Raw genomic sequence first — 24688 nt, 5'->3', positions numbered from 1 at the left:
GCTATTTTTTAGTCTCCATTTCTTTTTTGAATAGTTCTAAAAATAGAGCATTGTTTTTTGTCATTGATTCTCTATTTGTTTGTCCCATTTTTTGCATAACAGATTCCTCGAGCTTAAGTAAATCTTGAAGAACATCTTGTGCATAAATTTTTCCTATTGGAGTTAGGTGAATGATTTTATTACGTCTATCATTCTCATTAACCAATAGTTCAATATAACCTTTATCTTTAAAATTTTTTAGTACAGAGTTTATTGTTTGCTTTGGCATAAGCCATTCGTCACATATAATTTTTTGGGTGCAATTTTCTTGATTTTCCCATATTGCATATAGTGCAAATAGTGAATGGACACTCATGTTATATGATTTGGCCCATTCATCGTACAGATTATTTAGACCAAGCCAATAGGCATAATATTCTTTAATATGTTTTTTTATATCATCTTTCATGGTATTTTTTCTCCTAATATTAGTCTGATTTAGGACTAATATTATCATGGTTTTTTATTAAAGTCAATAGTAAAGTAAAAATAAAATAATATGTCCTTCTTTATTTTTCCAAAAATGTATTGTATTATTGATTCAGTGGTAAATACGATAAAATTAAGTTGGATAACAATAATAATTCAGTATTTACGTTACATTATCAGTTATTTATGTGTATCAAATATAGAAGAAAAGTAATAGATGGTTTTGTGTGAAATGAACTAAAAAATATATTTGTTCATATTGCACCGAATTATGGAGTGGAGGAGAACGATTATGAAAAAAGATACATCTCATGTAATTAAGCGGGCCGAGAGATTTCAGGTTATTTTGATTGGAGAAGGGCTTCTTGTAGGTGCTATAGCTGGTTTGATTGTACTTTTATACAGGATACTTTTGGGGCAGGCTGGTATCTGGCTCAATCAAATATTAAATTTTGTAAAAGATTCAACTGTGAAAACAGCAGTCTGGTTTGCAGTGCTTGCACTGCTTGCGTGGATTGTATCAAGGCTAGTAAATTGGGAGCCAATGATTTCAGGAAGTGGTATTCCTCAGCTAGAAGGAGAGATGACGGGGAAAATCAAGCAAGTATGGTGGCGTGTATTGCCAGCCAAATTTGTTGGAGGATTCTTATCGCTTATGGGGGGGCTTGCCTTGGGAAGAGAAGGACCTTCTATTCAGCTTGGTGCTATGGCAGGAAAGGGTATTTCTAGAGCTCTTGATAGAGGAAAAACAGAAGAAAAATTTCTACTCACTTGTGGGGCAAGTGCAGGATTATCAGCAGCTTTTCATGCACCACTGGCAGGCGTCATGTTTTCACTGGAAGAAGTACATAAAAACTTTTCGGTATCTGTTTTGATTTCTGTGATGACAGCATCTCTAACAGCGGACTATATATCAGCTAATTTTCTAGGAATGGAATCAGTGTTCCAGTTTGACATTGGAAATGTCTTACCACAGAGCTATTATTGGTTGATACTGATTCTAGGTGTTGTGCTTGGAGTTATGGGGGCATTTTATAATTGGTTTACCCTATTTGTTCAATCTCTATATAAAAAGATTCCAAAAATAGGTACATTTGGAAAAATATTGATTCCATTTTTGATGGCTGGTATTTTGGGGCTTTTGATGCCTGAAGTACTGGGAAGCGGGCATAACCTGGTGGAATCACTGACAAGCCATGAATATTGGTTGGGAATGGTAGTTTTGATTTTTGTCATTCGTTTTGTATTTTCGGCTGTCAGTTTTGGGTCTGGTGCTCCAGGAGGAATCTTTTTCCCACTACTTGTTTTAGGCGCTTTCATTGGGGGAATGTTTGGAATGATAGGTGTACAGTTTTTTGGAATGAACTTGGACTATGTCAATAATTTTGTACTTTTGGCTATGGCAGGGTATTTTACTGCCATCGTACGTGCGCCTTTGACTGGAATTATATTGATTTTTGAAATGACAGGTTCTGTTAGCCAGATGCTTTCCCTATCCGTTATTTCAATTGTGGCATATATTGTGGCTACACTTCTGAAATCTAAGCCGATTTATGAAAGTCTTCTGGAGAGATTACTTGAGAAAAATGGAGAACCTGTTCATAGAGAGAGGGGAGAGAAAATACTAGACCAATTTTCTGTTATGTTTGGTTCTCCTGTTGCCAACAAGTCAATACAGGATATTCAATGGCCAGAAAATTGTCTTTTGGTAGCCATTCAAAGAGGAGGAGAAGAAATTATTCCAAAAGGGAAAACAATCCTCAAGGCAAGTGATATAATTGTGACCATGACAGATGAGAGAGATAGTGGTGTTGTGTATGATAAAATGGAAAAACTTTGTAAAGAAAATACATCATATATTGTCTAGGGATAACAGGCTGTAAAAAGGATGTTACTGTGTTAAGAAAAATTAGTAAATAATGTGTGTAGAATGTGGTCTGGACAATTCTAAGAGTGACAACAACTATACCTTTGGATGGAGGCTAAATTATGATAGTAAGTGTGAGTAGAAGAACTGATATACCTGCTTTTTATAGTAAGTGGTTTTTTAATAGACTTAAAGAGGGTTTTGTGTATGTTGTTAATCCAATGAATCCAAAACAAGTCAGTAAAATAGAGTTAAATCCACATACTGTCGATTGCTTTGTATTTTGGACAAAAGATGCAACTCCAATGATATATGATTTGAGCAAATTAAAAGACTTCAAGTATTATTTTCACTATACTATAACTCCATATGGTAAAGATGTAGAAACACGAATTTTGGATAAAAGGGAGATAATAGAGTCATTTAAAGAATTGTCTAGAATCATAGGCAAAGAAAGAGTAATTTTGAGATATGACCCAATTTTTTTTAATGAAAAGTATAACTTAGATTATCATATAAAAGCATTTGAAAGATTATGTAGTCAACTTAATGGATTTACAGAAAAATGTATAATAAGTTTTATAGATTTATACAAGAAAACAAAATTTAATACAAAGTCATTACATATAAAACCTATACAAATTAAAGAAATAGAAATATTGTCGAAGGAACTTTTTAGAATATCTAATAAGTATAATATGACACTTGAAATGTGCTGTGATGAATATAATTTAAGTAAGTTTGGCATTGGGAAAAGTAAGTGTATTGATGATAAATTAATATCGAAGATTATAGGTAGTGAAGTGAAGGTCAAAAAGGATGATACACAAAGGGATATTTGTGGATGTGTTAAGAGTGTTGATATAGGACAGTACAATACTTGTAGACATTATTGTTTATATTGTTATGCTAATTTTAATTATACGCAAGTAGAAAAAAATTGTAGACTTTATAATGAAGAAAATAGAGTACTTGTGGGTTCTATAAGAGAAGATGCAAAAATAACTGTTAGAGATATGAAGACTATTAAAATAGATAAAGACAATAATAATCAGATTAGTATATTTGATTAAAAGTAGATAAAATGGTGACTGTTTTAATATGTTAAAAAATATATAAAAAAGTAAATTTAAAATAAATACTATTTTAATGTGTTAAAAAATATAGAAAATTGTAATGATAAAACAAGTATAAATAGATATTTCCGATAAGATAATAATCACTATAATATGTCAATTTGACCAAAATTTTGATATAATGAAAATATAGATAAATTAGTGAAAAAGGAGGTATATTTTGAATTTATTAAAAAAATATCCTATACCTATTGCAAGCTTGATTTTATCAATATTTGCTCTAGGTAACCTATTACAATCCTATAGTGAATCATTACGTAATGTAATTGGATTTATAGGATTTATTTTATATGCAATTTATATAGTTAAAATAATATTGCTTAGAAAAAGTGTGAAAGAACAACTAGAGAATCCATTAGTTTTAAGTACATTTCCAACTATAACAATGGCTACAATGATATTTGCTACATATGTAAAATCTCTATCTCCAGAATTAAGTACTATAATTTGGGGGATAGGAATTTTGGGGCATATAGTATTAGTAGCATTGTTTAGTAAGAAGTTTTTAGTTGATTTTTCAATAAAGACAGTATTTCCATCTTGGTATATAGTTTATGTTGGAGTAGTTACAGCTAGTGTTACAGCACCAGTATTTAATCAACTTTTAATTGGCAAAATTGCTTTTTGGATAGGGTTTATACCTTATATAATTCTTATACCAATAGTTTTAAAGAGAGTATGGATAATCAAGGAAATGCCTGAACCATCTTTACCAACTTTAGCTATATTAGCCGCACCAGGTTCATTATTATTATCTGGTTACATCAATTCTTTTTCAAATAAAAATAGTGTTATATTATACTTATTATTTGTATTGTCAATTGTATTTTACATTGTAGTTTTGGGATACTTACCAAAATTATTAAGATTACCTTTTTATCCAAGCTTTGCTGCATTTACATTTCCTATGGCAATAAGCGCAACTAGTATAAAATTAATGAATGGTTATCTAGTCAAATCTGGAAGTCCTGTAAGTTGGATTGCATATGCTTCTAAATTAGAAGAAATAATAGCTACTATTATGGTTTTATATGTGTTGATTTTATTTCTTATATATCTTGGCAAATCTGAAGTTGCATCTAAGGCAAAGTAATAATTTTTAAATGTACATGTTTAAATGAAAATTTTAATAAGTGAGAGTTACATGAAATCTAGAAACTTAATTTGGCTTAACTTTTTTGGAGGTAAAATAATGAAAACAAAAGAAGAATATTTGAAAGAGGTTAGAACAATATCTGAAGAATACTTTAGAAAAGGTGAATTTTTTTGCTCTGAAGCTGTTCTTCAAACAATAAATGATGCTTTAGGTCAACCATTTAGCCCAGAGATAACTAAGATGGCATCAGGATTTCCAATAGGACTTGGAAAAGCACAATGTCTTTGTGAAGCAATATCTGGAGGAGAGATGGCTTTAGGTATTGTGTATGGAAGAGTTCATGGTGAAGCTATGAATCCAAAAATGTTTGAACTAGCTAAGGGTCTACATGACTATATCAAAAAAGAATATGGTGCAACCTGTTGTAGAGTTATGACAAAACAATGGAATGGTGATAATTTTATGTCTGCTGAAAGAAAAGAACATTGTATCAAAATAACAGGTCAAGTTACAGAGTGGGTTGCAAATAAACTAGTTGAAGATGAAAAACTTAATATTAAATAATACGATATTAGCCTGTAAATTTTTGAAATTAAATTTACAGGCTTTAATAATATGACTAACTTTAATAATATAGCTAATTCTAATAATGTAACTAACTTTAATGACATAGTTAATTTTAATAACATAACTAAGTTTATTAAAACAAATTGAAGTTATTTCAATATCATTAGATTTATAAGTGTAAAAATAAGTTTATCATTTAATAATCTGGCAGATAAATATCTGCCAGATTTTTTAATTTGTATAAATTTGGGTAAATATGAAGGTGTGGGTTCAGCATTATATAAAAATTATTAAAACAGGATAAAGAACTTAGATAAAGAATTATTAATATGAGAGCTGAATTTATTCACTATAATTAAATTTGATTTTATGTAGTTATAAATATTTTATGTGATTGCAAATATGTAGTTACAAAAAAGTACCCAATTGTGATGTATTTATAAAACTGATATAGTAATTATATAAAACCTTAGAAATATTTTAAAACCAAAATATATATATTAAAAACCTTAAACTAGTAAATCTCAATACATTTATAAATGAAATAAAAGCATGTCTTAATAATTAATTAAAAGAAAGAGGAGATAAAATGTACAATATAGATGATATGATATATGATTGTCCAGTAGAAGCATTATCAAGTATATTAGGTAAAAAATGGGTGGCTATAATAATATGGGAGTTGCAAAAAGATAAAAAAAGATTTGGAGAATTACAGAGAACTATTCCAGAATGTAGTAAGAAAATGTTAACTCAACAATTAGATTTTTTAATTGAGCAAGGAATTATAATCAACAAAAAAAAGTCAGTTAATAACATTGTAGAGTCAACATATTTTTTAAGTGAGTCAGGATTACTATTGCTTCCTGTTATGGAAAAGATGATTATGTGGAGCAATAAAAATTTAAATTGTGATAAATAAGTTTTTAAATTTGCTTTTAAATTTACAGTGATTTAATTAATCTGTGAGTAAATATAAAAGTAAGAACAAAAAGGTACATAATTTTTTGTTTTAATAGTAGAAATAGAATAAGGAGGAACTTTAATTTGCAAAATGTAAATTTATTTGTGGTATTTATAGAAGGGATATTATCGTTTTTTTCGCCATGTATATTACCAATACTACCTATTTATCTAAGTATACTGTCAAATAGTAGTGTAGAAAACTTAAAAGAGGGAAAAACGAATTTTATAAAAAGTTCTCTATTTAAAAATACTATCTTATTTACTCTAGGAATTTCGACAACCTTTTTTATATTAGGGTCATCAGTGAGAGTATTGAGTATGTTTTTTAATGAGAATAAAGACCTAATAATGTTTATAGGTGGGATTATAATTATTATCATGGGATTATTTTACATGGGAGTAATTAAATCTTCAATACTAAATAGAGAAAAAAGATTGAATGTAAAGTTTAAAGAAATGAAAGCAATAACAGCATATTTACTTGGATTTACATTTAGTTTTGGGTGGACTCCTTGTATTGGTCCAATATTAGCATCTGTATTAGTAATGGTTTCTAGCTCAACTAATCATTTGAATGCAAATCTTTTAATAGTAGTATATACTATTGGATTTATTTTGCCATTTATAATTACAGCTATGTTCTATAGTAAGCTATTTAAGACTATTGATAAAATAAAATCTAATATGGAAATTATTAAAAAGATAGGTGGAGCTATACTCATAATATCAGGAATATTAATGATGATAAATGGATTTGAAAGTGTGAGCAAGCACTTTAATATTCCACAAAAAAATAAAGTTGAAAATAATCAAAGTGTGAATCAAGGAGAGAATAAACAAGGAAATTCTAATGGAGGTACACAAGGAGAGTCTGGTGACAAAGATAATCAAAACAAATCCAATAATGAAAATAATGATAGCGGCTCTAATGATGAAGAGAGAATAAAATCCATTGATTTTACTTTAACTGACCAATATGGTAAAACACACAAATTAAGCGATTATGAAGGTAAGGTTGTGTTTTTAAATTTCTGGGCTACATGGTGCCCTCCATGTAAAGAGGAAATGCCTCATATAGAGCAGTTGTATAAGGATTATAAGAAAAATAATGAAGATGTAGTAATTTTAGGTGTAGCATCACCTAATTTAGGAAGAGAAGGTTCAAGAGAACATGTAATTAACTTTTTAAAAGAGGAAGGATATACTTTCCCTGTTGCACTTGATGAAGATGGAGAACTAGCATATCAATATGGAATTAATGCTTTTCCGACTACATTTATAATTGATAAAGAAGGATATGTAACTCAGTACATTCCAGGAGCAATGAATAAAGAGACTATGATGTCTTTCATTGAAAATCAGAAAAATAAAGAGTACTAAATATAAGGTTACAAAAAAGTACCTAATTGTACCACCTAGAAAATCTTGTTATAGTAAGAGTATAAATAACGAAGGAAAGGGTTGAAAATTATATGAAAAAAACATTTGATACAATAATAATAGGATTTGGAAAAGGTGGAAAAACATTAGCAGGAGATTTAGCTAATAGAGGATTAAAAGTAGCTTTAGTAGAAAAATCAAATAAAATGTATGGAGGAACATGTATAAATGTAGCATGTATCCCAACTAAAAGCTTAGAAAACTCAGCAAACAATGTAAAAAATATAAACTCTTGGAATGATGCACAAATCGAATATGAAAAAGCTATAGATAAAAAAGAAACTTTGATTACAAAGCTTAGAGAAGCTAACTATAATAAATTAAATTCAAATGATAATGTAACTATATTTACAGGAATGGCGACTTTTATTGATGAAAATACAGTAGAAGTAAAAACTGAAAATGAAGTTTATGAATTAGTATCAGAGAGGATATTTATTAATACTGGCTCAAAATCATTTATACCTAATATTAAAGGTATTGAAAATAATAAAATAGTATATAATAGTGAATCTCTTATGAATCTGAGAACTCTACCTAAAAAAATGACAATTATAGGAGCTGGGTTTATAGGTTTAGAATTTGCAGGTATCTATAGTTCATTTGGAACAGAAGTTACAATATTAAATTCAAATAATGGGATTTTACCAAATGAAGATATTGAAGATTCACAAGAAATAATAAAATTACTTGAAAAGAGAAATGTAAAAATTATAAATAATACAAAGGTAAAAGAGATTAAGGAAGTTTCTAATTTAGCTACAGTAGAATATGAGATAAATAATGAATTAAAGGAAATAACAAGTGATATAATACTTGTAGCTACTGGTAGAAAGGCAAATACTGAAGGTTTAGGACTTGAAAATGCAGGTATAGAGTTAAATGAAAGAGGATTTATTAAAGTATCAGATACCCTTAAGACTAATAAAGAACACATATGGGCTATAGGAGATATAAATGGAGGACCTCAATTTACTTATATATCACTAGACGACTATCGTATAATAATCAATCAATTATTTGGAAATAAAACTAGAACAACTAGCAATAGAAAAAATATACCAAATGCTATATTTATAAGTCCAGCATTTTCAAGAGTTGGTCTTAATGTTAAACAAGCAAAGGAAAAAGGATACGATGTATTAGTAGCAAAGATACCAGTTGATGCAATTCCAAGAGCTAAACAAATTGGAAAGACTGATGGGTTTATAAAAATCGTAATAGATAAAAATTCCAATAAAATACTTGGGGCTAGCATGATATGTGAAGATTCAAGTGAGATTATACACTTAATTCAGTTAGCTGTAGATTTAGAAGTAGAATACACATATTTAAGAGACCGTGTTTATGCACATCCAACTATGACAGAGGCTCTTAATGATGTTTTATCTCCTAATATGATAAAGGAAGTATAAAATAAGTGTAATATATAAATAAAGCCTAAAATTATCATTATAAATAAATTTTAAAGAGAGGATACTATGAGAATTTACTAATAGTATCCTTTCTTTTATATTATAAAATATAAATATAGTAAAAAAGTAAGTATTTTGTATTATAATCTGCTATTAAAATGTATAATCTAAATATTGAATAGTCTAAATGGAGAAGATAATATTAGCAAACTTCATATTAAGGTGGTGAAATACTCTATGAATAAAATATCTAAAAGAGGATTTGATGAGAATGATAAACGATGGTTTTCAAGTAAAGAACTTATAAGACTTGCAAAAGCTCAAGAAGAAATAGAATGGTTAATAAATAGAGATTATAAAATAGACCCAGTTGTAACTTTTGTTGGAGATAGATATCAGTTTTCAATAAGACAAAGAGATGCATTGAAAAGAGCAGTCTGTACTGATGAAAAAAATATAATAAGACAATCAAAGATACTTTCCCTAGATAAAATAAATGAAGGAATTATATACATAGATGGTTTTAATTTAATAATAGCTCTAGAAGTAGCATTATCTGGAGGAACTCTAGTCATAGGTAGAGACGGAAATATAAGAGATTTAGCAGGTCTTAGAGGAACATATAAAATTATAGATAAAACAGAAGAAGCTTTAAATCTAATAGGAAAATTTTTCAACAAATATAAAGCACAAAAAATTAAATTTTACTTAGATGCACCAGTTTCTAATTCTGGAAATCTAAGGTATAAGATATTAGAGCATGCTAAGGTATGGAAAATTGAAACAGAAGTAGAGCTAGTAAAAAATGCAGATGTTATATTAGAAAAACTTGATAGAGTAGTTAGTAGTGATGCTGTTATAGTTGATAAATGTATAAGTTATTTTAATGTGGCTAGAAGTATAATTGAAGAATATATTAAAGATTGTAATATTGTAAATTTAAATGGATAATAACCTTTAATTATACAGAATAAGTTTAAAAATAGAAGAACGAATACATATCGAATTTCATAAAGTATTGTAAAAAGACATATGAGAGGATGGGTATGTGTGAAGCTATTTAAAATAAACATTAAAAAATACAGAGCACCTATATATAAATATGCTTTAGTAAATGTAAATTTGAGGTCTGCAAAATCTACAAATTCAAGTATTATAACTGTAATACCTCAAGGCTCTAAATTAGAGGTGTTAGATGAAGAAGACGATTGGATTAAAGTAATTTACAATTCTCAAGAAGGGTATGTATACAGGGATTTAATATCAGTAAGTGAATATGCTTGGAGTAATTTAAATTTAAGAGAAGATAAGTCTACAACTTCTAATATAATTACAGTAATTCCTGAAAAATCTAGGGTCGAAGTTCTACAAGTAGAAGGGGACTGGAGTAAAGTTGTATATGATGATAAGACAGGTTATGTTTTTAATTATTTCTTGTCAAGTGATGGAAATAAACCTAATGAATTAGATTATAAGTATTTTTACACTGATATGACTAAATTTGTTAATGAAAATAATATTAAAAGTACTAGTGACTATCTAATTACCACAGACCTTAAAAATAAATATACTTATATTTTCAAGAAGGATAATGGTGGTTGGGGGCAATTATATAAATGGGAATGTACTATAGGTAAACCTGAAACTCCAACTATAACAGGTATTTTTTATATAAGTGGGAGAAAGCCTTCTTTTGGGACAGATGAGTATTCAGTTAAGTATGCCACTAGAATTAAAGGTGGGTATTATTATCATTCTGTACTATATGATTCGACAGGAAGCTATATAATAGATGGTAGACTTGGTGAAGCTCTTAGTCATGGATGTATTAGACTAAGTACAGAAAATGCCAAGTGGATATATGATAATATACCAGATACAACAACAGTTATAATTCATTAAATAGATGTCAAACAATATTATTTATTAATTTTAATGAGCTTAAAACAAAATTAAAGATAAAGAGTTATATAATAAGAGAGTGTCTAGAATCAAATGAAAATATTTTAAGACACTCCCTTATAAATATACATAATTAATTTATAAGTGTGATTATATTAAGAGATTTTCTTAAATAATTCTATAATCTTGTCTTTATCAAAGAAAACAGGATTAGCTCCAGCACAAGCATCTTTCATAGAATTTTCAGCAAGCAACTCAAAATTAGGATTATCAACACCAACATCTTTTAGAGATTTTGGAATTCCTACTTCTTCTGAAAGAGCCTTTATTTTATCTATTACAAAATCAACACATTCTTTATCTGATTTGTTATGTACATTCATTCCAATAATCTCAGCTATCGGACGGAATTTAGAAGGCGCAGATTTAGCATTTTCTTCTTCAACTATTGGTAGCAACATAGCATTACATACTCCATGAGGTAAATCATATAAACCTCCCAATTGATGAGCCATGGCATGGACATTTCCAAGACCTGCATTACTAAAAGCAATTCCATTTAGAAAACAAGCATAACACATTTGTTCTCTAGCTTCTATATCATTACCATCTTTAACAGCTCTAGGGAGATATTCAAATATCTGTTTTATAGAATATAGTGCAGTTGAATCTGTAACATCATAAGCTCCATTAGCCACTACAGCTTCTATAGCATGAGTAAGTGCATCCATACCAGTTGCTGCTGTTAAGTTAGCTGGCTTACTAATCATTAATTCTGGGTCATTTACTGTCATTGTAGCTAGTGCATTTGTATCAACCATTATCATTTTTACACGTCTATCTTCATCTGTTATAACATAATTTATTGTAACTTCAGCTGATGTACCAGCAGTAGTAGTTATAGCAACTATAGGAAGACATTTTTTAGAAGTTTTATTTACACCTTCATAATCTCTAATGTCACCTCCATTGGTAGCTAATATAGAAATGGCTTTACCACAATCTTGTGGAGAACCACCACCTATAGTTATAACGAAGTCACAATTTTCTGATTTTAGTATTTCAAGTCCATTATTGACATTAGTCACAGTTGGGTTTGGCTTAACTTCATCATAAGTAGTAAAGTTCACACCTATTTGAGATAACATATCTGTTACTTTTTTTACAGTACCATTTGAAGTTAGGAATTTATCGCTAACAATAAATGCTTTTTTAGTGCCTAAGGATTTAATTGAGTCTTTAGCTTCACTAAGACACCCTTTCCCAAGTAAGTTTATTGGTGGTACATAATAGATACTCATAGTTAAAATCTCCTTTTTTGAATTAATTTTTATGCAAAATATACATACCTATAATAGTCTTATACTAATTCACATATTATATATTGAGTTTTGAGGTTGAAATATATATTGCGAGTTTTTATATAAGAACTAAGTTCGTTATTACGATTATGATTAGAATTTAACATAGTATTTTTATCATGTCAATAAAAATATTAAAAATAAAAAAGAGTATAAAAAAACAAAGTTACTGTAATTAAGTCAGTAACTTTGTTTTTATCAATCTAATTTATTATAATATCTTCATTACGTTCTTCCATCATAGATTGAATATTTTTTTGTGCATTTAGAAGTAATTTTTTTATCAGTTCTATTTTTTCTTCACTAGACCTAAAAAGTGGAAGTGTTACACTAACAGCAGCTCTTATACATCCATTTTTTCTTATTGGTACAGCAAAGCATTTTAAGTATTCCATTGATTCTTCACATTCTGAAGCTATTTGAGTTTCACGAACTTCAAGAAGCTGGTCATATAAAATATCAAAGTCAGTAATTGATTTTTTTGTAAATCCCTTTAACCCATCTGGATATAAATTCATTAGTTCTTCCTTATCAAAATCACATAAAAGTGCTTTACCAAGACCTGTACAATTAGCAGGAATTTTTTTACCAACATAAGAAATAAGTCTAATTGGCTCTGGAGAGTCAACTTTTCCAATATAAAGGACTTCGTTATTGTCAAGTATACCAAGTTGGCAAGTTTCAGAACAAGAATTAACTATATTAGTCATTTCGTCAACTATGTAGTTAAAAATAGTTCTTTTCTCAAAAAACGAAGACCCTAATGTGTAAGAACGTATACCTATGGAATATTTAGACGTATTTTTATCAATAGTAATGTATTTTCTGGCATTAAGTGTATGGACTATAGGAAAGATACTACTTTTTGGAGCATTGATAGCATCTGCTATTTCTGTAAGAGTATATCCATTCTCAGATTCAGCTAATGCTTCTAAAATATCTAATATCCTAGCTGTTGGGCGATGATTATCTGAAGTCATAAATTTCCCCCTATCTTTGTTAATTTAAAGTGTTAGAATATGTTGATTTTAGCATACTGTGTGATAATTTACAATGTAGAAATAAAATATATGACTGTATGTATGAATAAGCTTTAATTGTAAATATTTGTAGATAATTTTTTTGATAAAACATTTATGTTGAAAACTTGAAATAATTTCCAAAATATACCTGAAGAAAGTGAACTGTATTTAGCTATATAATTTAAGATAAGACAATAATAATCGTATTTTATATAAAAATATCGAAATATTGTGAATTTAAATTATATAAATTGTGATATATGGATGTGAAGCGAGAAAAATTACTTTTTATATTTTGCATATAATGAAGATAATTGATAACTGTTGCTATATTATCAGATAATTTGAAAAAATTTTGACAAAAATTTATTTTTTTTATTGACTCATAATTGGGAAAATGCTATCATTAATTCAAAGATTCGTAAATAAAAACTTAGTTCTTAAATACGAACCGAAACGGCCGTTAAAATTAAAGCTAAAAAATTTAATAAGAGTAATTAAATATCATGTTTTAGGAGGAGTAACTTTATGATAATGGATTTTATTAAAAAAATTCCTGCAGGTATGATGATAGTTCCAATGTTTATAGCAGCTTTCATTAATACATTTTGCCCAGATATTGTACAAATAGGTTCATTTACAACAGCAGTATTCTCAAGTGTTGGCTCTGCAACTATAATAGGGGTTCAGCTAGTATGTCTTGGAACTCAGCTTCAATTTAAAGAAATGCCAAAAGTATTAAAAAGAGGAGGTATACTTCTTGGCTCTAAATTTGCTATAGGTGCTTTAATAGGTATACTTATAGGAAAATTATTTGGAATGGATGGAGTATTAGGTCTTACAACTTTAGCAGTTATAAGTGCAGTTACAAATAGTAATGGTAGTATATATCTTTCATTAATGACTTCATATGGAGATGAAACAGATTGTGCAACTATGAGTTTACTTACTTTGAATGATGGTCCATTTTTTACATTGATAGCTCTTGGGACTTCAGGACTTGCAAATGTTCCATTAATGTCATTGTTAGCTGCAATTGTACCAATACTTGTTGGTATGATAATCGGTAATTTTGATAAAAAGATGAAAGAATTTTTAGAACCAGGATGTAATTTATTAGTGCCTTTTGTAGGATTTGCACTTGGAAGTAGCATAAATCTTGCAAGTATATTAAAAGGAGGACTATCTGGAGTATTACTTGGATTAATATCTGTGTTTGTAGGAGGCGTATTTATAGTATTCTGTGATAGATTTATAGGGAAACGTCCAGGGTATGCAGGATGGGCTGTAGCTACAACCGCAGGGAATGCAATTGCTGTTCCTGCTGCTGTTGCATTAGTTGACCCAACATGGCAACCATATGTTGCAACAGCTACAACACAAGTAGCAGCTGCAGTAGTTGTTACTGCGATAGTAGTTCCTCTTATAACTAGCTGGTGGGCCAAGAAGTATGGATGTCCTAAATTCCCAAAACAAAAAGATGATGGAACAATAGTGGCCTGATGAATACCGATATATGATTACTAAGATGGTTTTGTATGTCAATAAAATTATATTATTTATAAAGGAGAACAAAGATAATGATAAATGCAGTGATAATTGATGAAAAAGATAATGTTGCAGTGGCTATTGAGGCAATATCTAAGAATAGCGAAATTAAATTTAAATTAAAAGATAAAACGATAAAAACAATAACAGCTTTAGATGATATAACTATTTATCATAAATTAGCTATAAAGGATATGGCTGAGGGTGATAAAGTCACTAAATATGGAGAACATATAGGAGAAGCTAATCAAGAAATAAAAATTGGCCAACATGTACATATTCACAATGTTAAAAGTGTTAGGGAAGATTTAGATAAACAAATTGTATCAAACATATAAAGTAACATTTATAATTCAAGAAAAGTCGTATTTAGTATTAAATGATTAAAATGTTTAGTGTTGAATGATTAAATAAGAAGGATTTTAGTTAGCTAATTAGCAATAAGAATAAAATTTATAGTACAAGAAAATCACATAAAGTATGATAAAGAGACTATTTTAGGAGGAAATCAATATGAAATTTTATGGATATAAAAGACCTGATGGAAGAGTTGGTATAAGAAATCACATATTAATATTACCTACAAGTGTGTGTGCATCAGATACAACGAGAATTATAGCATCACAAGTTCAAGGGGCTGTTACTTTTAATAATCAAAATGGATGTTCTCAAGTAAGCTCAGACCAACAATTAACTATGGATGTTATGGCTGGATATGCAGCAAATCCAAATGTATATGGTGTGATAGTTGTGTCTTTAGGTTGTGAAAATTGTCAAAATGATTTGGTAGTTGATGCAATAAAAGAAAGAACAAATAAACCAATAAAGACTCTTGTAATACAAGAAGAGCATGGAACTTTAAAAACTATAGAAAAAGCTGTTCGTTATGCTAGAGAAATGGCACAAGAAGCTTCTATACTTAGAAAAGAAGAATTTCCAATATCTGAACTTATATTAGGGACTGAATGTGGTGGGTCTGACCCAACAAGTGGGCTAGCTGCTAATCCGCTAATAGGAGAATTAAGCGATAGACTTGTTGATTTAGGGTCTACTTCAATTTTAAGTGAAACTACCGAATTTATAGGAGCAGAACATATATTAGCTAGAAGAGCAGTAAATGAAGAAGTAAAAGAAAAAATATTACATATAGTACATAGATATGAAGATTCATTAAAATTAGTTGGAGAAGAAGTTAGAGAAGGAAATCCATCTCCTGGAAATATAGCTGGTGGGCTTACAAGTTTGGAAGAAAAATCACTAGGCTGTATACACAAAGGTGGACACAGAGTAATAAGTGAAGTCTATGATTATGCAAAGCAAATTGATAAGAAGGGGCTTGTAATAATGGATACACCAGGAAATGATGCTTCATCTGTTGCGGGTATGGTTGCAGGAGGAGCTCAAGTAGTAGTATTTAGTACAGGTAGAGGGACTCCATCAGGAAATCCAATAGCTCCAGTAATAAAAATAACTGGAAATAAAATAACTTTTGCAAATATGGAAGACAATATGGATTTTGATGCTAGTCCAGTTATATATGGGCCACAGACAATGGAAGAATTGACAGATGACTTATTAAATCTAGTTGTAGATGTAGCAAATGGTAAGCAATCAAAAGCAGAAGCACTTGGATATACTGAAATGGCAATAGCTAGAGTATGTAATTATGTATAAAATATAAGACTTAAAAAAGTATGCATTTAGAATTTTACTAAAGGGTGATAGTATGAAGTTTGTTAGTTTTAGTAGTGGAGAAGATACATCTAAAAAGGTAGGAATTCTCTCAAAGGATGAATTGTTTATTATTGATGTCAATTCCATAAGTCTTAGTAAATTTTTTATAGATGTAAATGATTTAATTCAAAGCGTATCTCAGGATGATATTATTAAGTTAAAAAATATTATAAATGAAGAATCATTTAATGACTATAATGTTTTTAAAAAAGAAGAGTGTACTATATATGTTCCTATAGAAAAACCAATACACGATATTTTATGTGTAGGAGTAAACTATAAAGAACATCTTGAAGAAACTCAGACTCATTTTGATAGCAGCTTTGAAGAACCTGAGAAAACAGTCTATTTTACAAAACGTGTGACAAAGGCAATAGGTCCAGAAGACGAGATAGATGCTCATTTTGATATAAATAATCAGTTGGATTATGAGGTTGAACTTGGAGTAGTAATAGGTAAAACAGGTGTTAATATAGAAAAAGAAGATGTAGAAGATTATATCTTTGGTTACACTGTGATAAATGATATTTCTGCTAGAAAGTTGCAAAAAGAACATGTTCAATGGTTTAGGGGAAAAGGATTAGATACATTTACATCTTTAGGGCCATGTATCTTACATAAAAGTGCAATTTCTTTTCCAGTAAAACTTAATGTATATAGTAGAGTAAATGATGAAGAAAGACAAAATTCTAATACAGAGTTATTCATATCAGATATCTCAGATATAATTTCAGAACTTTCAAAAGGGATGACTTTAGAGGCTGGGGATATTATAGCAACTGGAACACCCTCTGGAGTAGGGATGGGCTTTTCTCCTCCTCGATATATGAATAGTGGAGATGTAATTGAATGTGAGATTGAAAGTATTGGAATATTGAAAAATTATGTTAAGTAAATGTTTTATTATATATAATCTTAAAACATAGACTATAAACATATTAAATGAACATATCAAAATAAATTTTAGGAGTTTAAATTATGAAAGCAGAATTTTTGACACCAGTTGTTACAATATTTGATGAAGACGGAAATTTAGATAGAGAAGGAAACAAAAAAGTATATGACTACCTTATAGATGGGGGAGTAGATGGTTTAGTTATAATGGGAAGTACTGGAGAGTTCTTTAATATGTCTATGGATATGCAAAAAGAACTTATAGATTTAGTGATTAATCATGTTGATAAGAGGGTTAAAGTGTTTATAGGTGCAAGTCGTATGTGTGCAGATGAGTCTATAGAACTTTCAAATTATGCACATACTAGTGGAGCAGATGGAGTTATGATAATAAGTCCTTATTATTTCTCACTTGATGATGATAGTATTGAACTGTTTTACAGTAAGATAGCTGAAAACACAGATGCTGAAATATACCTATATAATTATCCAGATAGAACTGGTTATGATTTAAGTCCAGAACTTACATTAAAACTTGCAAGAAAGCATAAAAACATAGTTGGATATAAAGATACAGTAACTTTAATGGGACATACTAGAGATTTAATAAATACTATGAAAACAGAGTTCCCAAATTTTAAGATATATAGTGGATATGATGAAAATTTTATACATAACTTAATGTCTGGAGGAGCAGGATGTATAGGAGGATTATCAAATCTAATTCCAGAAGTTTGTTCTAAATGGGCTGAAGCTTATAATAATAAGGATATGGATAAAGTTATTGAAATTCAAAAATATATTAATAAAGCAATGGATTTTTATTTAATAACAAATCCATTTATACCAGCAATGAAGAAAGCTATGAATATTAGAGGATTAGAAATAAGTGATTATGTAACTGCTCCATTTATAAAACCAGATGAAAATCAAGTATGTAAAATTAAAAATTTAATGGATGAATTAAATATAAATTAACGAGATAAAGAGTGTTTTAAATTGATTTTTATAGTCATTTTAAGCACTCTTTTTGAGTGGATATATTAAATCAACCTTGCAAAGTAATTAACAATAAACTACAATTATCTTAATGAAAAATTAAATGTAAATAATACTAGGGTACTATTTTAGTTTAATAGGGAAAGTGATGTAAATTCACTACAGCCCCCGCTACTGTATACGGATACAAAATCAAATCCACTGAGATTCATAGTAATTTTGGGAAGGTTGATGGAGGACAGGCCGTGAGTCAGGAGACCTGCCCAGTATTACATAAATACAATTTAGGGTGGAGATTGTAGTTTATAATAAAATGAGATATCAATTCATTTTTTATAAAATTGATATAGAAGCTTCTCCTTGCTAATTTTGGAGAAGTTTTTTATTTTACTAAAAAGCTATATTAAAAAATTTAATTTTAGTAAAATGTTTTTTAGATATATGTAGCCACTCATAAAAAATAAAATAATGGAGTGAAAGAGATGAAATTCAAATCAAATGTTTTAAAGCAGTTTTTTTTAGTTGTAATGGTAATTTTTTTGGCGGGAGGTATTGTAGGTTGTAGCAAAAAAGACAAAACTAATGAACAAGTTAGTAATGGGAAAAAATTAGAATTAAAATATGCAAGTGGATTTAGTGTTGAGACTTTAGAAGATGGAATTAAAAAGGTTATTGATGGAGATAATAGAGAACTAATTTTAATTCCTAAAAAGATAAAAATACCTGAAAAATATAAAAATGCAAATATAGTTAGAACACCTGTAGATAATGTATTGATAGCATCTACAACACAAGCTTGCTCTTTAAGGACAATAGGTGAGTTAGATAGTATAAAAGCAGTAACAACAGAAGAACAATATTGGACTATCAAAGAAATTAAAAATTTAATGAAAGATGGTAAGATACATTATGTTGGTTCAAATTTAGCACCAGATTATGAAAAAATAGTAGACTTAAATCCTGACTTGACTATAGTGAGTAGTGGTTTATCAGAAGCGGATACAAAATTTATAGATAAATTAAAAGAATTGGGACTTAACTATGTTGTAGATAATGAATATAAAGAGCAAAATCCATTTGGAAGAATGGAATGGACAAGCTTAATCGCTGCATTCTATGATAAAGAGGATATAGCTACTAGTGAATTAGATAAAACAGTACAAAAAATAGAAGAGGTTAGTAAAAAAATAAAAAATAAAAGCAAACCTAAAGTTGTATGGGCATCTGTATATGAAGGTAATGCTTATATAGCACCTAAAAATTCATATGTAGATAATATGATAAACATGGCAGGTGGAATAAATGCTTGTGCCTCAATAGATTCAAATGAAGGGCGAGTAAGTATTGAGCAATTACACGAAGTGGCAAAAGATGCAGATATATTTGTATATTCATCAAGTTCAGATTATGCACCAAATTTAGAGTCTATAAAATCTAGTGCACCAGTGTTAGCTGATTTAGATGTTGTCAAAAAGGGTAATTTATGGGTGTTTGCTCCAGATTATTATCAATCAGTGGATAAGACAGATGAATTAATAGTGGATTTAGTTGAAATGTTTCACCCAGGTACTACTGGTGAAAAGATTAAGCACTATATAAATTATGATAAATAATAGATAAGATTAAATTAACAAGTAAACTTTATAAATTTGAGTGAATGTAGTTTTTATTAAGAGGAGTAGATAGATGGACTTTATCAATAAAAACAGAATTAAAAATACTACTATATTTGTAATCTTAATTGTAGGTATAATACTTACTTTTTTGATATGTGTAGCATTTGGTTCTGTAAAAATCGAATTTAAAGAAATAATAGATGTTGTATTAAGAGGAATAGATAGTACAGAACACTATAAAATAATTTATAATATAAGGATTCCCAGAGTCCTTGCAACTATGGTAGGAGGTGCATGTTTAGCAGTATCTGGTATTCTACTACAGATATTTTTCAAAAACCCAATAGTTGAACCATATATATTAGGTGTGTCTTCAGGTGCCACTTTATCAGTAGCACTTATGATTTTAGGTGGGTATACATTAGGGTTTGAAAGTATAAATTCAATGAGTATATTTATAGCAGCATTTGTAGGAGCTTTAATTGTAATGTCTATAGTTATCCTATTTGCTAGCAAAGTAAAAAATATAACAACGCTTTTGGTGATAGGAATTATGACTGGATATGTATGTAGTGGAATTACAAATATATTACAATCATTTGCAAATAATGAAAAATTGAAGGAATTTACGATGTGGTCTATGGGTAGTTTTTCTGGATTTACATGGGAAAAAGTAGAAATACTTATGATAGTTGGGATATTAGGTCTTTTGATGACTATATTCATAATAAAACCTCTAAATGCTTTTTTACTAGGAGAAGAATATGCAAAGAGTATTGGTGTAAATATAAAATTTTTTAGATTTTTGGTAGTATTTATATCAAGTATACTAGCGGCAATAGTATCAGCATTTGCAGGTCCTATAGGATTTATTGGTCTTGCAGTACCACAAATCTCAAAATTGATATTTAAAACATCAGACAATAGAGTATTGATACCAGTAGTAATTCTTTTAGGAAGCATAGTTACAGCTCTTTGTGATTTAGTATCCAGAGTAATTTTATCACCAATAGAATTACCAATAAGTGCAATAACTTCATTATTAGGTGCTCCAATTGTAATAATGTTATTGATGAAAAGGAAGGATAGGGCTTAGACATGTTAAGAACTAATAATTTAAGTGTTGGATATGATAAAAAAGTGGTTGTAAGTGACATAAACATAGAGGTTAAAAATGGAGAAATATTATGTCTTTTGGGAAGTAATGGTGCTGGAAAAACTACTATATTAAGGTCTCTATCTAAACTTATAACACCAATAAAAGGTGAAATATATTTAAATGATGCAGATATAAATCATATCTCCAGAAAAACATTATCTAAAAAGATGGCCTTGGTACTTACAAATAGATTATTAGGAGATTTAATGACTGTACAAGATATAGTTAATATGGGAAGATATCCTTATACAGGATTTTTTGGGAATCTATCTAAAAAAGATTTAATGATGGTAGATGATTCATTAGAATCTGTAAATGCTCTTCATTTAAAAAAAAGATATTTTGATGAACTTAGTGATGGTGAAAAACAAAAGGTGTTGGTTGCAAGAGCATTAGTTCAAGAGCCAGAAATAATAATATTAGATGAACCTACAACTCATTTAGATATAAAGCATAGATTGGAACTTATGAACATATTAAAAAAATTAAGTAAGGAAAAATCAATATCAGTAATACTTTCATTACATGAAATAGATATAGCACTAAAAAGTTGTGATAAGGTTGCTCTTGTGAAAAATAACAAAGTTATAGCGTATGGTCAGCCAGAAGATATGGTAGATGAAAATATGATAAATTCACTTTATGAACTAGATGATAAAAATTTTAACAGTTTATTAGGTGCAGTAGAAATTAGCAATAAATCAAAAAATGAAGTTTTTATAATTGGTGGAGGTGGCAAAGCAACACCAATCTACAGAGCTTTTACTAAGAGAGGCATAGGTATATATTCTGGTATAATACATGAAAATGATATTGATTATGAAATTGGTAGGACTATGGGGATAAAGTTGTTTACAGAAAAGCCATTTGAGTCAATAAGTGATGAAAGTTTCGATTTGGCTATTAGAAATTTAAATAATTCTAAGATTATAATAGACACAGGATTTAGCGTAGGAGAAACAAACAAAAGAAATATAGACATTATAAAAGAGGCTTTAAAATTGGATAAAAAAGTTTATTCATTTAGAACTAAGAGTGAGGGTAATAAGTATTATAAGAGTTTGAGTGATAATATAGAGTATGTAGATAAAGTTTCTAAAATAGTGGATAGTGTTGATATAAATAATTTACTATAAATTGTAATTTATGACATATTTAGAAATGATAAAATATATAAAAGAGTATCGTAAGTAGATTTTTAAAATGTTTTTTAAGGTGTATTTTTAAAATCTCTAGATACTCTTTTTTAGAAATTATTTATTTAGCAATACATTTTTTACTATGTATTTTAAACTACATACTTCATTGAACTACTCCACCTTAACTACATTCGGTAATGTTTGAAGGTGGAGATTCCTATTCGATAGCACTTTTGCACTAAGCATTCATAGGCTCTAAGGGCTGTTCCATCCCCACTAATCTTAATCCTTCTTTTAGTATATTTATGCTGGCATTTATATCCCTATCATGTTGCGTATTGCAGTCTGGGCAAACCCACTTTCTAAGTGCTAAGCTTTTTACATCTTTATTTCTATGACCACATACACTACATAACTGACTGGATGGATATGTATTTCCTATTATAGAAATTAATCTTCCATACCAAATAGCTTTATACTCAAGCAATCTTCTAAATTCATACCAACTAACTTCACTTATTTCACTTGCTAATTTATGATTCTTAATCATATTACTCACTTTTAAATCTTCTAAACAAATTATTTGGTTTTCTCTAATTAGCTTAGTTGATATTTGATGCAAGTAATCTTTTCTTTGATTAGATATTTTTTCATGCATATTAGCTATTTTATTTTTTTGTTTATTCCAATTATTACTAAACTTCATCATTTTTGATAATCTTCTCTGTTCCAATTTCAATCTATAGTTAGCTTTTCTTAACCACTTAGGATTATCAAATACGTTTCCATCAGAGTATATTGCAAAATCTTTTAAACCCAAATCTATACCAATATATTTATCAGATTCTTTTAATGGTTTTATGTCAACCTCACAACACATACTAACAAAATATTTACTTGTAGTTGTTTTTAATACAGTAGCATTTAATATTCTACCATTTATATTTTGAGTTACTTTAGCCTTAACCCATTTCAATTTTGGCAGTTTAATTAGGTTATCCTTAATAGTTATATTATTGTTCACCCATTTACTTTCAAAACTTCTTTTAGGATTTCTTTTGCTTTTGAACTTTGGAAATCCTTGTTTATTTCCTTTTTTAAACTCTCTAAAGAAGTTTTTATATGCACTATCTAAATCATCAATAGTAGCTTGTAAGCTGGTTGAATCAACTTCTTTAAGCCATTCATATTCTTTTTTAAGTGATGGAAGTTTTTTAATTAAATCATACTTTGAATATGACTCACCTTCATTTTCATATTTTTATTTTTGAAGTGCTAACATGTGATTATACACAAACCTCGAACATCCAAAAGATTTTTCTATTATTTCTTTTTGAGTTTGATTTGGATATATTCTAAATTTAAAAGCTTTCATCTGTATCATTTCTTCACCTTATTTTAATTTATATTAGCATGTTTCAGGCTTACATCTCCACCCTACTTACGTTGAGGATGGAGTATTTAGCCTATCTTTGATAAAACAATAACACTTTATAGATAACCAATAGCTTCTTCTCTAGTTAAAAAAAAGTGAATTCCTGTAGTTGATTCTTTCCATCTATTTTCATGAAAATCTTCAGCTACAACCATTTCCCCTACTCGATATATAAAATTTTCATCAACATATGCACGAGCACTTTTAAAAGATTCTTTACCATCTATACTTGTAATTGACAGCACTTTTGCTTTATCACATCTACAAGCATTTGATGTAGCAGATACTCTTTTTGCATCACTTGGTATCAATAATTGTACCATTCTAAAATTAAAACATTTTTTATAAGCTATAAATGCACCTGTTTCAGGACAGTACAATTTAAAAAAACGAGTACTTTCATCTGATATTACTCCATCCAATGTAGCATATTCCAAATTAGAATTTTCTAAATTAGCACCTCTAATATCTGAGTTAGATAAATCACAAAATCTAAAATTGGCTCCACTTAAGTCTACATTTTTTAATATAGAATTTTTTAATGAACAATCCGAAAAATAAGAATTCTTAAAATTAGAGTTTTCTAAATCTGCTTTTTCTAAATTTAAATTGATAAGGTCAGACCATGAAAAGTCAATATTACTTAAACAATACCCTCTTAAATCCATATTTTCTAATCTCACTTCTTTTAAATCTGCCTTTTCTCCATCATTATTATTTTTAAGCCATAAATAATGTTTCTCAAGTGCTTTTTCTAATTCTTGTTTAGAAATAGTTTTCATTAAAATCACCTTCACGAATTTATTTTTATATATTTAGTAGCAAAATAGTCATATATTTAATTATATAACAATAAATAAAAAACTTCTAAATAATATATAAAATATAAAATATATTATTGAAAGTTTATTATCTCTAGTAACA

General features: G+C 28.7%; 21 protein-coding genes, 1 pseudogene and 1 riboswitch. Of the genes and pseudogenes, 17 read left to right on the top strand and 5 right to left on the bottom strand.

The annotated features are described in order from the left end of the window. Position 1 precedes the first annotated feature (1 nt). On the bottom strand, positions 2 to 448 hold the full coding sequence (locus tag KGF50_RS09625; RefSeq protein ID WP_227847846.1) for a MarR family transcriptional regulator: 447 nt from the start codon (positions 446 to 448) through the stop codon (positions 2 to 4). A 312-nt stretch (positions 449 to 760) separates the two neighbouring features. Here KGF50_RS09625 and KGF50_RS09620 point away from each other — a divergent pair, with 312 nt between their 5' ends. From KGF50_RS09620 to KGF50_RS09580, 9 genes are all read left to right on the top strand, one after another. After that, positions 761 to 2335, top strand: coding sequence for a ClC family H(+)/Cl(-) exchange transporter (locus tag KGF50_RS09620; protein WP_227847845.1), 1575 nt, complete (start codon positions 761 to 763; stop codon positions 2333 to 2335). A 122-nt stretch (positions 2336 to 2457) separates the two neighbouring features. After that, positions 2458 to 3408 carry a DUF1848 domain-containing protein gene (locus tag KGF50_RS09615; protein WP_227847844.1) on the top strand — a complete coding sequence of 317 codons (951 nt, stop codon included), beginning with the start codon at positions 2458 to 2460 and terminating at the stop codon, positions 3406 to 3408. Positions 3409 to 3631: 223 nt separating this feature from the next. Continuing rightward, a complete protein-coding gene (locus tag KGF50_RS09610) occupies positions 3632 to 4564 on the top strand; it encodes a TDT family transporter (RefSeq protein WP_227847843.1) in 933 nt (310 codons plus the stop codon). 99 nt (positions 4565 to 4663) lie between these two features. Continuing rightward, positions 4664 to 5131, top strand: coding sequence for a C-GCAxxG-C-C family protein (locus KGF50_RS09605; RefSeq protein WP_227847842.1), 468 nt, complete (start codon positions 4664 to 4666; stop codon positions 5129 to 5131). A gap of 592 nt (positions 5132 to 5723) precedes the next feature. Further along, positions 5724 to 6056, top strand: coding sequence for a winged helix-turn-helix transcriptional regulator (locus tag KGF50_RS09600; protein WP_227847841.1), 333 nt, complete (start codon positions 5724 to 5726; stop codon positions 6054 to 6056). A 125-nt stretch (positions 6057 to 6181) separates the two neighbouring features. Then, the gene (locus tag KGF50_RS09595; RefSeq protein WP_227847840.1) at positions 6182 to 7480 is read left to right on the top strand and encodes a cytochrome c biogenesis protein/redoxin; all 1299 of its coding nucleotides are present in this window, start codon (positions 6182 to 6184) and stop codon (positions 7478 to 7480) included. 92 nt (positions 7481 to 7572) lie between these two features. Continuing rightward, entirely contained in the window at positions 7573 to 8955 is a 1383-nt protein-coding gene (locus tag KGF50_RS09590; protein ID WP_227847839.1) for an FAD-dependent oxidoreductase, read from the top strand. A 237-nt stretch (positions 8956 to 9192) separates the two neighbouring features. Beyond that, a complete protein-coding gene (locus KGF50_RS09585) occupies positions 9193 to 9906 on the top strand; it encodes a DUF434 domain-containing protein (protein ID WP_227847838.1) in 714 nt (237 codons plus the stop codon). Between the two features lie 81 nt (positions 9907 to 9987). After that, positions 9988 to 10857, top strand: a complete 870-nt coding sequence (locus tag KGF50_RS09580; protein WP_227847837.1) for a L,D-transpeptidase family protein — start codon at positions 9988 to 9990, stop codon at positions 10855 to 10857. A gap of 155 nt (positions 10858 to 11012) precedes the next feature. On the opposite strand, the gene KGF50_RS09575 is transcribed toward KGF50_RS09580, so the two are convergent. Beyond that, on the bottom strand, positions 11013 to 12158 hold the full coding sequence (locus KGF50_RS09575; protein ID WP_227847836.1) for an iron-containing alcohol dehydrogenase: 1146 nt from the start codon (positions 12156 to 12158) through the stop codon (positions 11013 to 11015). A 263-nt stretch (positions 12159 to 12421) separates the two neighbouring features. Further along, the gene (locus tag KGF50_RS09570; RefSeq protein ID WP_227847835.1) at positions 12422 to 13198 is read right to left on the bottom strand and encodes an IclR family transcriptional regulator; all 777 of its coding nucleotides are present in this window, start codon (positions 13196 to 13198) and stop codon (positions 12422 to 12424) included. Positions 13199 to 13768: 570 nt separating this feature from the next. Between KGF50_RS09570 and KGF50_RS09565 the strand changes: the two genes are divergently transcribed. From KGF50_RS09565 to KGF50_RS09530, 8 genes are all read left to right on the top strand, one after another. Then, a complete protein-coding gene (locus KGF50_RS09565; protein ID WP_227847834.1) occupies positions 13769 to 14743 on the top strand; it encodes a 2-keto-3-deoxygluconate permease in 975 nt (324 codons plus the stop codon). A gap of 77 nt (positions 14744 to 14820) precedes the next feature. After that, complete coding sequence (locus KGF50_RS09560) at positions 14821 to 15126, top strand: UxaA family hydrolase (RefSeq protein ID WP_227829601.1); 306 nt, start codon at positions 14821 to 14823, stop codon at positions 15124 to 15126. Positions 15127 to 15301: 175 nt separating this feature from the next. Further along, the gene (locus KGF50_RS09555; RefSeq protein WP_227847833.1) at positions 15302 to 16462 is read left to right on the top strand and encodes a UxaA family hydrolase; all 1161 of its coding nucleotides are present in this window, start codon (positions 15302 to 15304) and stop codon (positions 16460 to 16462) included. 52 nt (positions 16463 to 16514) lie between these two features. Then, positions 16515 to 17417, top strand: coding sequence for a fumarylacetoacetate hydrolase family protein (locus KGF50_RS09550; protein WP_227847832.1), 903 nt, complete (start codon positions 16515 to 16517; stop codon positions 17415 to 17417). Between the two features lie 83 nt (positions 17418 to 17500). Further along, on the top strand, positions 17501 to 18394 hold the full coding sequence (locus KGF50_RS09545; RefSeq protein WP_227847831.1) for a dihydrodipicolinate synthase family protein: 894 nt from the start codon (positions 17501 to 17503) through the stop codon (positions 18392 to 18394). Between the two features lie 122 nt (positions 18395 to 18516). Continuing rightward, a riboswitch (cobalamin riboswitch) is annotated at positions 18517 to 18697 on the top strand. Between the two features lie 200 nt (positions 18698 to 18897). Beyond that, positions 18898 to 20028, top strand: coding sequence for an ABC transporter substrate-binding protein (locus KGF50_RS09540; protein ID WP_227847830.1), 1131 nt, complete (start codon positions 18898 to 18900; stop codon positions 20026 to 20028). A gap of 73 nt (positions 20029 to 20101) precedes the next feature. Continuing rightward, complete coding sequence (locus tag KGF50_RS09535) at positions 20102 to 21127, top strand: iron ABC transporter permease (RefSeq protein ID WP_227847829.1); 1026 nt, start codon at positions 20102 to 20104, stop codon at positions 21125 to 21127. A 2-nt stretch (positions 21128 to 21129) separates the two neighbouring features. Continuing rightward, a complete protein-coding gene (locus KGF50_RS09530; RefSeq protein WP_227847828.1) occupies positions 21130 to 22326 on the top strand; it encodes an ABC transporter ATP-binding protein in 1197 nt (398 codons plus the stop codon). A gap of 241 nt (positions 22327 to 22567) precedes the next feature. On the opposite strand, the pseudogene tnpB reads toward KGF50_RS09530, so the two are convergent. Both tnpB and KGF50_RS09520 read right to left on the bottom strand, forming a co-directional pair. After that, positions 22568 to 23713, bottom strand: a pseudogene (gene tnpB / locus KGF50_RS09525) (IS200/IS605 family element RNA-guided endonuclease TnpB). A 107-nt stretch (positions 23714 to 23820) separates the two neighbouring features. After that, the gene (locus KGF50_RS09520) at positions 23821 to 24546 is read right to left on the bottom strand and encodes a pentapeptide repeat-containing protein (protein ID WP_227847827.1); all 726 of its coding nucleotides are present in this window, start codon (positions 24544 to 24546) and stop codon (positions 23821 to 23823) included. Positions 24547 to 24688: the final 142 nt, after the last annotated feature.

The sequence above is a fragment of the Clostridioides sp. ZZV15-6598 genome, assembly GCF_020657705.1.
In the GTDB taxonomy this organism is placed as follows: domain Bacteria; phylum Bacillota; class Clostridia; order Peptostreptococcales; family Peptostreptococcaceae; genus Clostridioides; species Clostridioides difficile_F.
The sequence above is the reverse complement of the archived record's forward strand: the minus strand, read 5'-3'. Positions and strand labels throughout refer to the sequence as shown.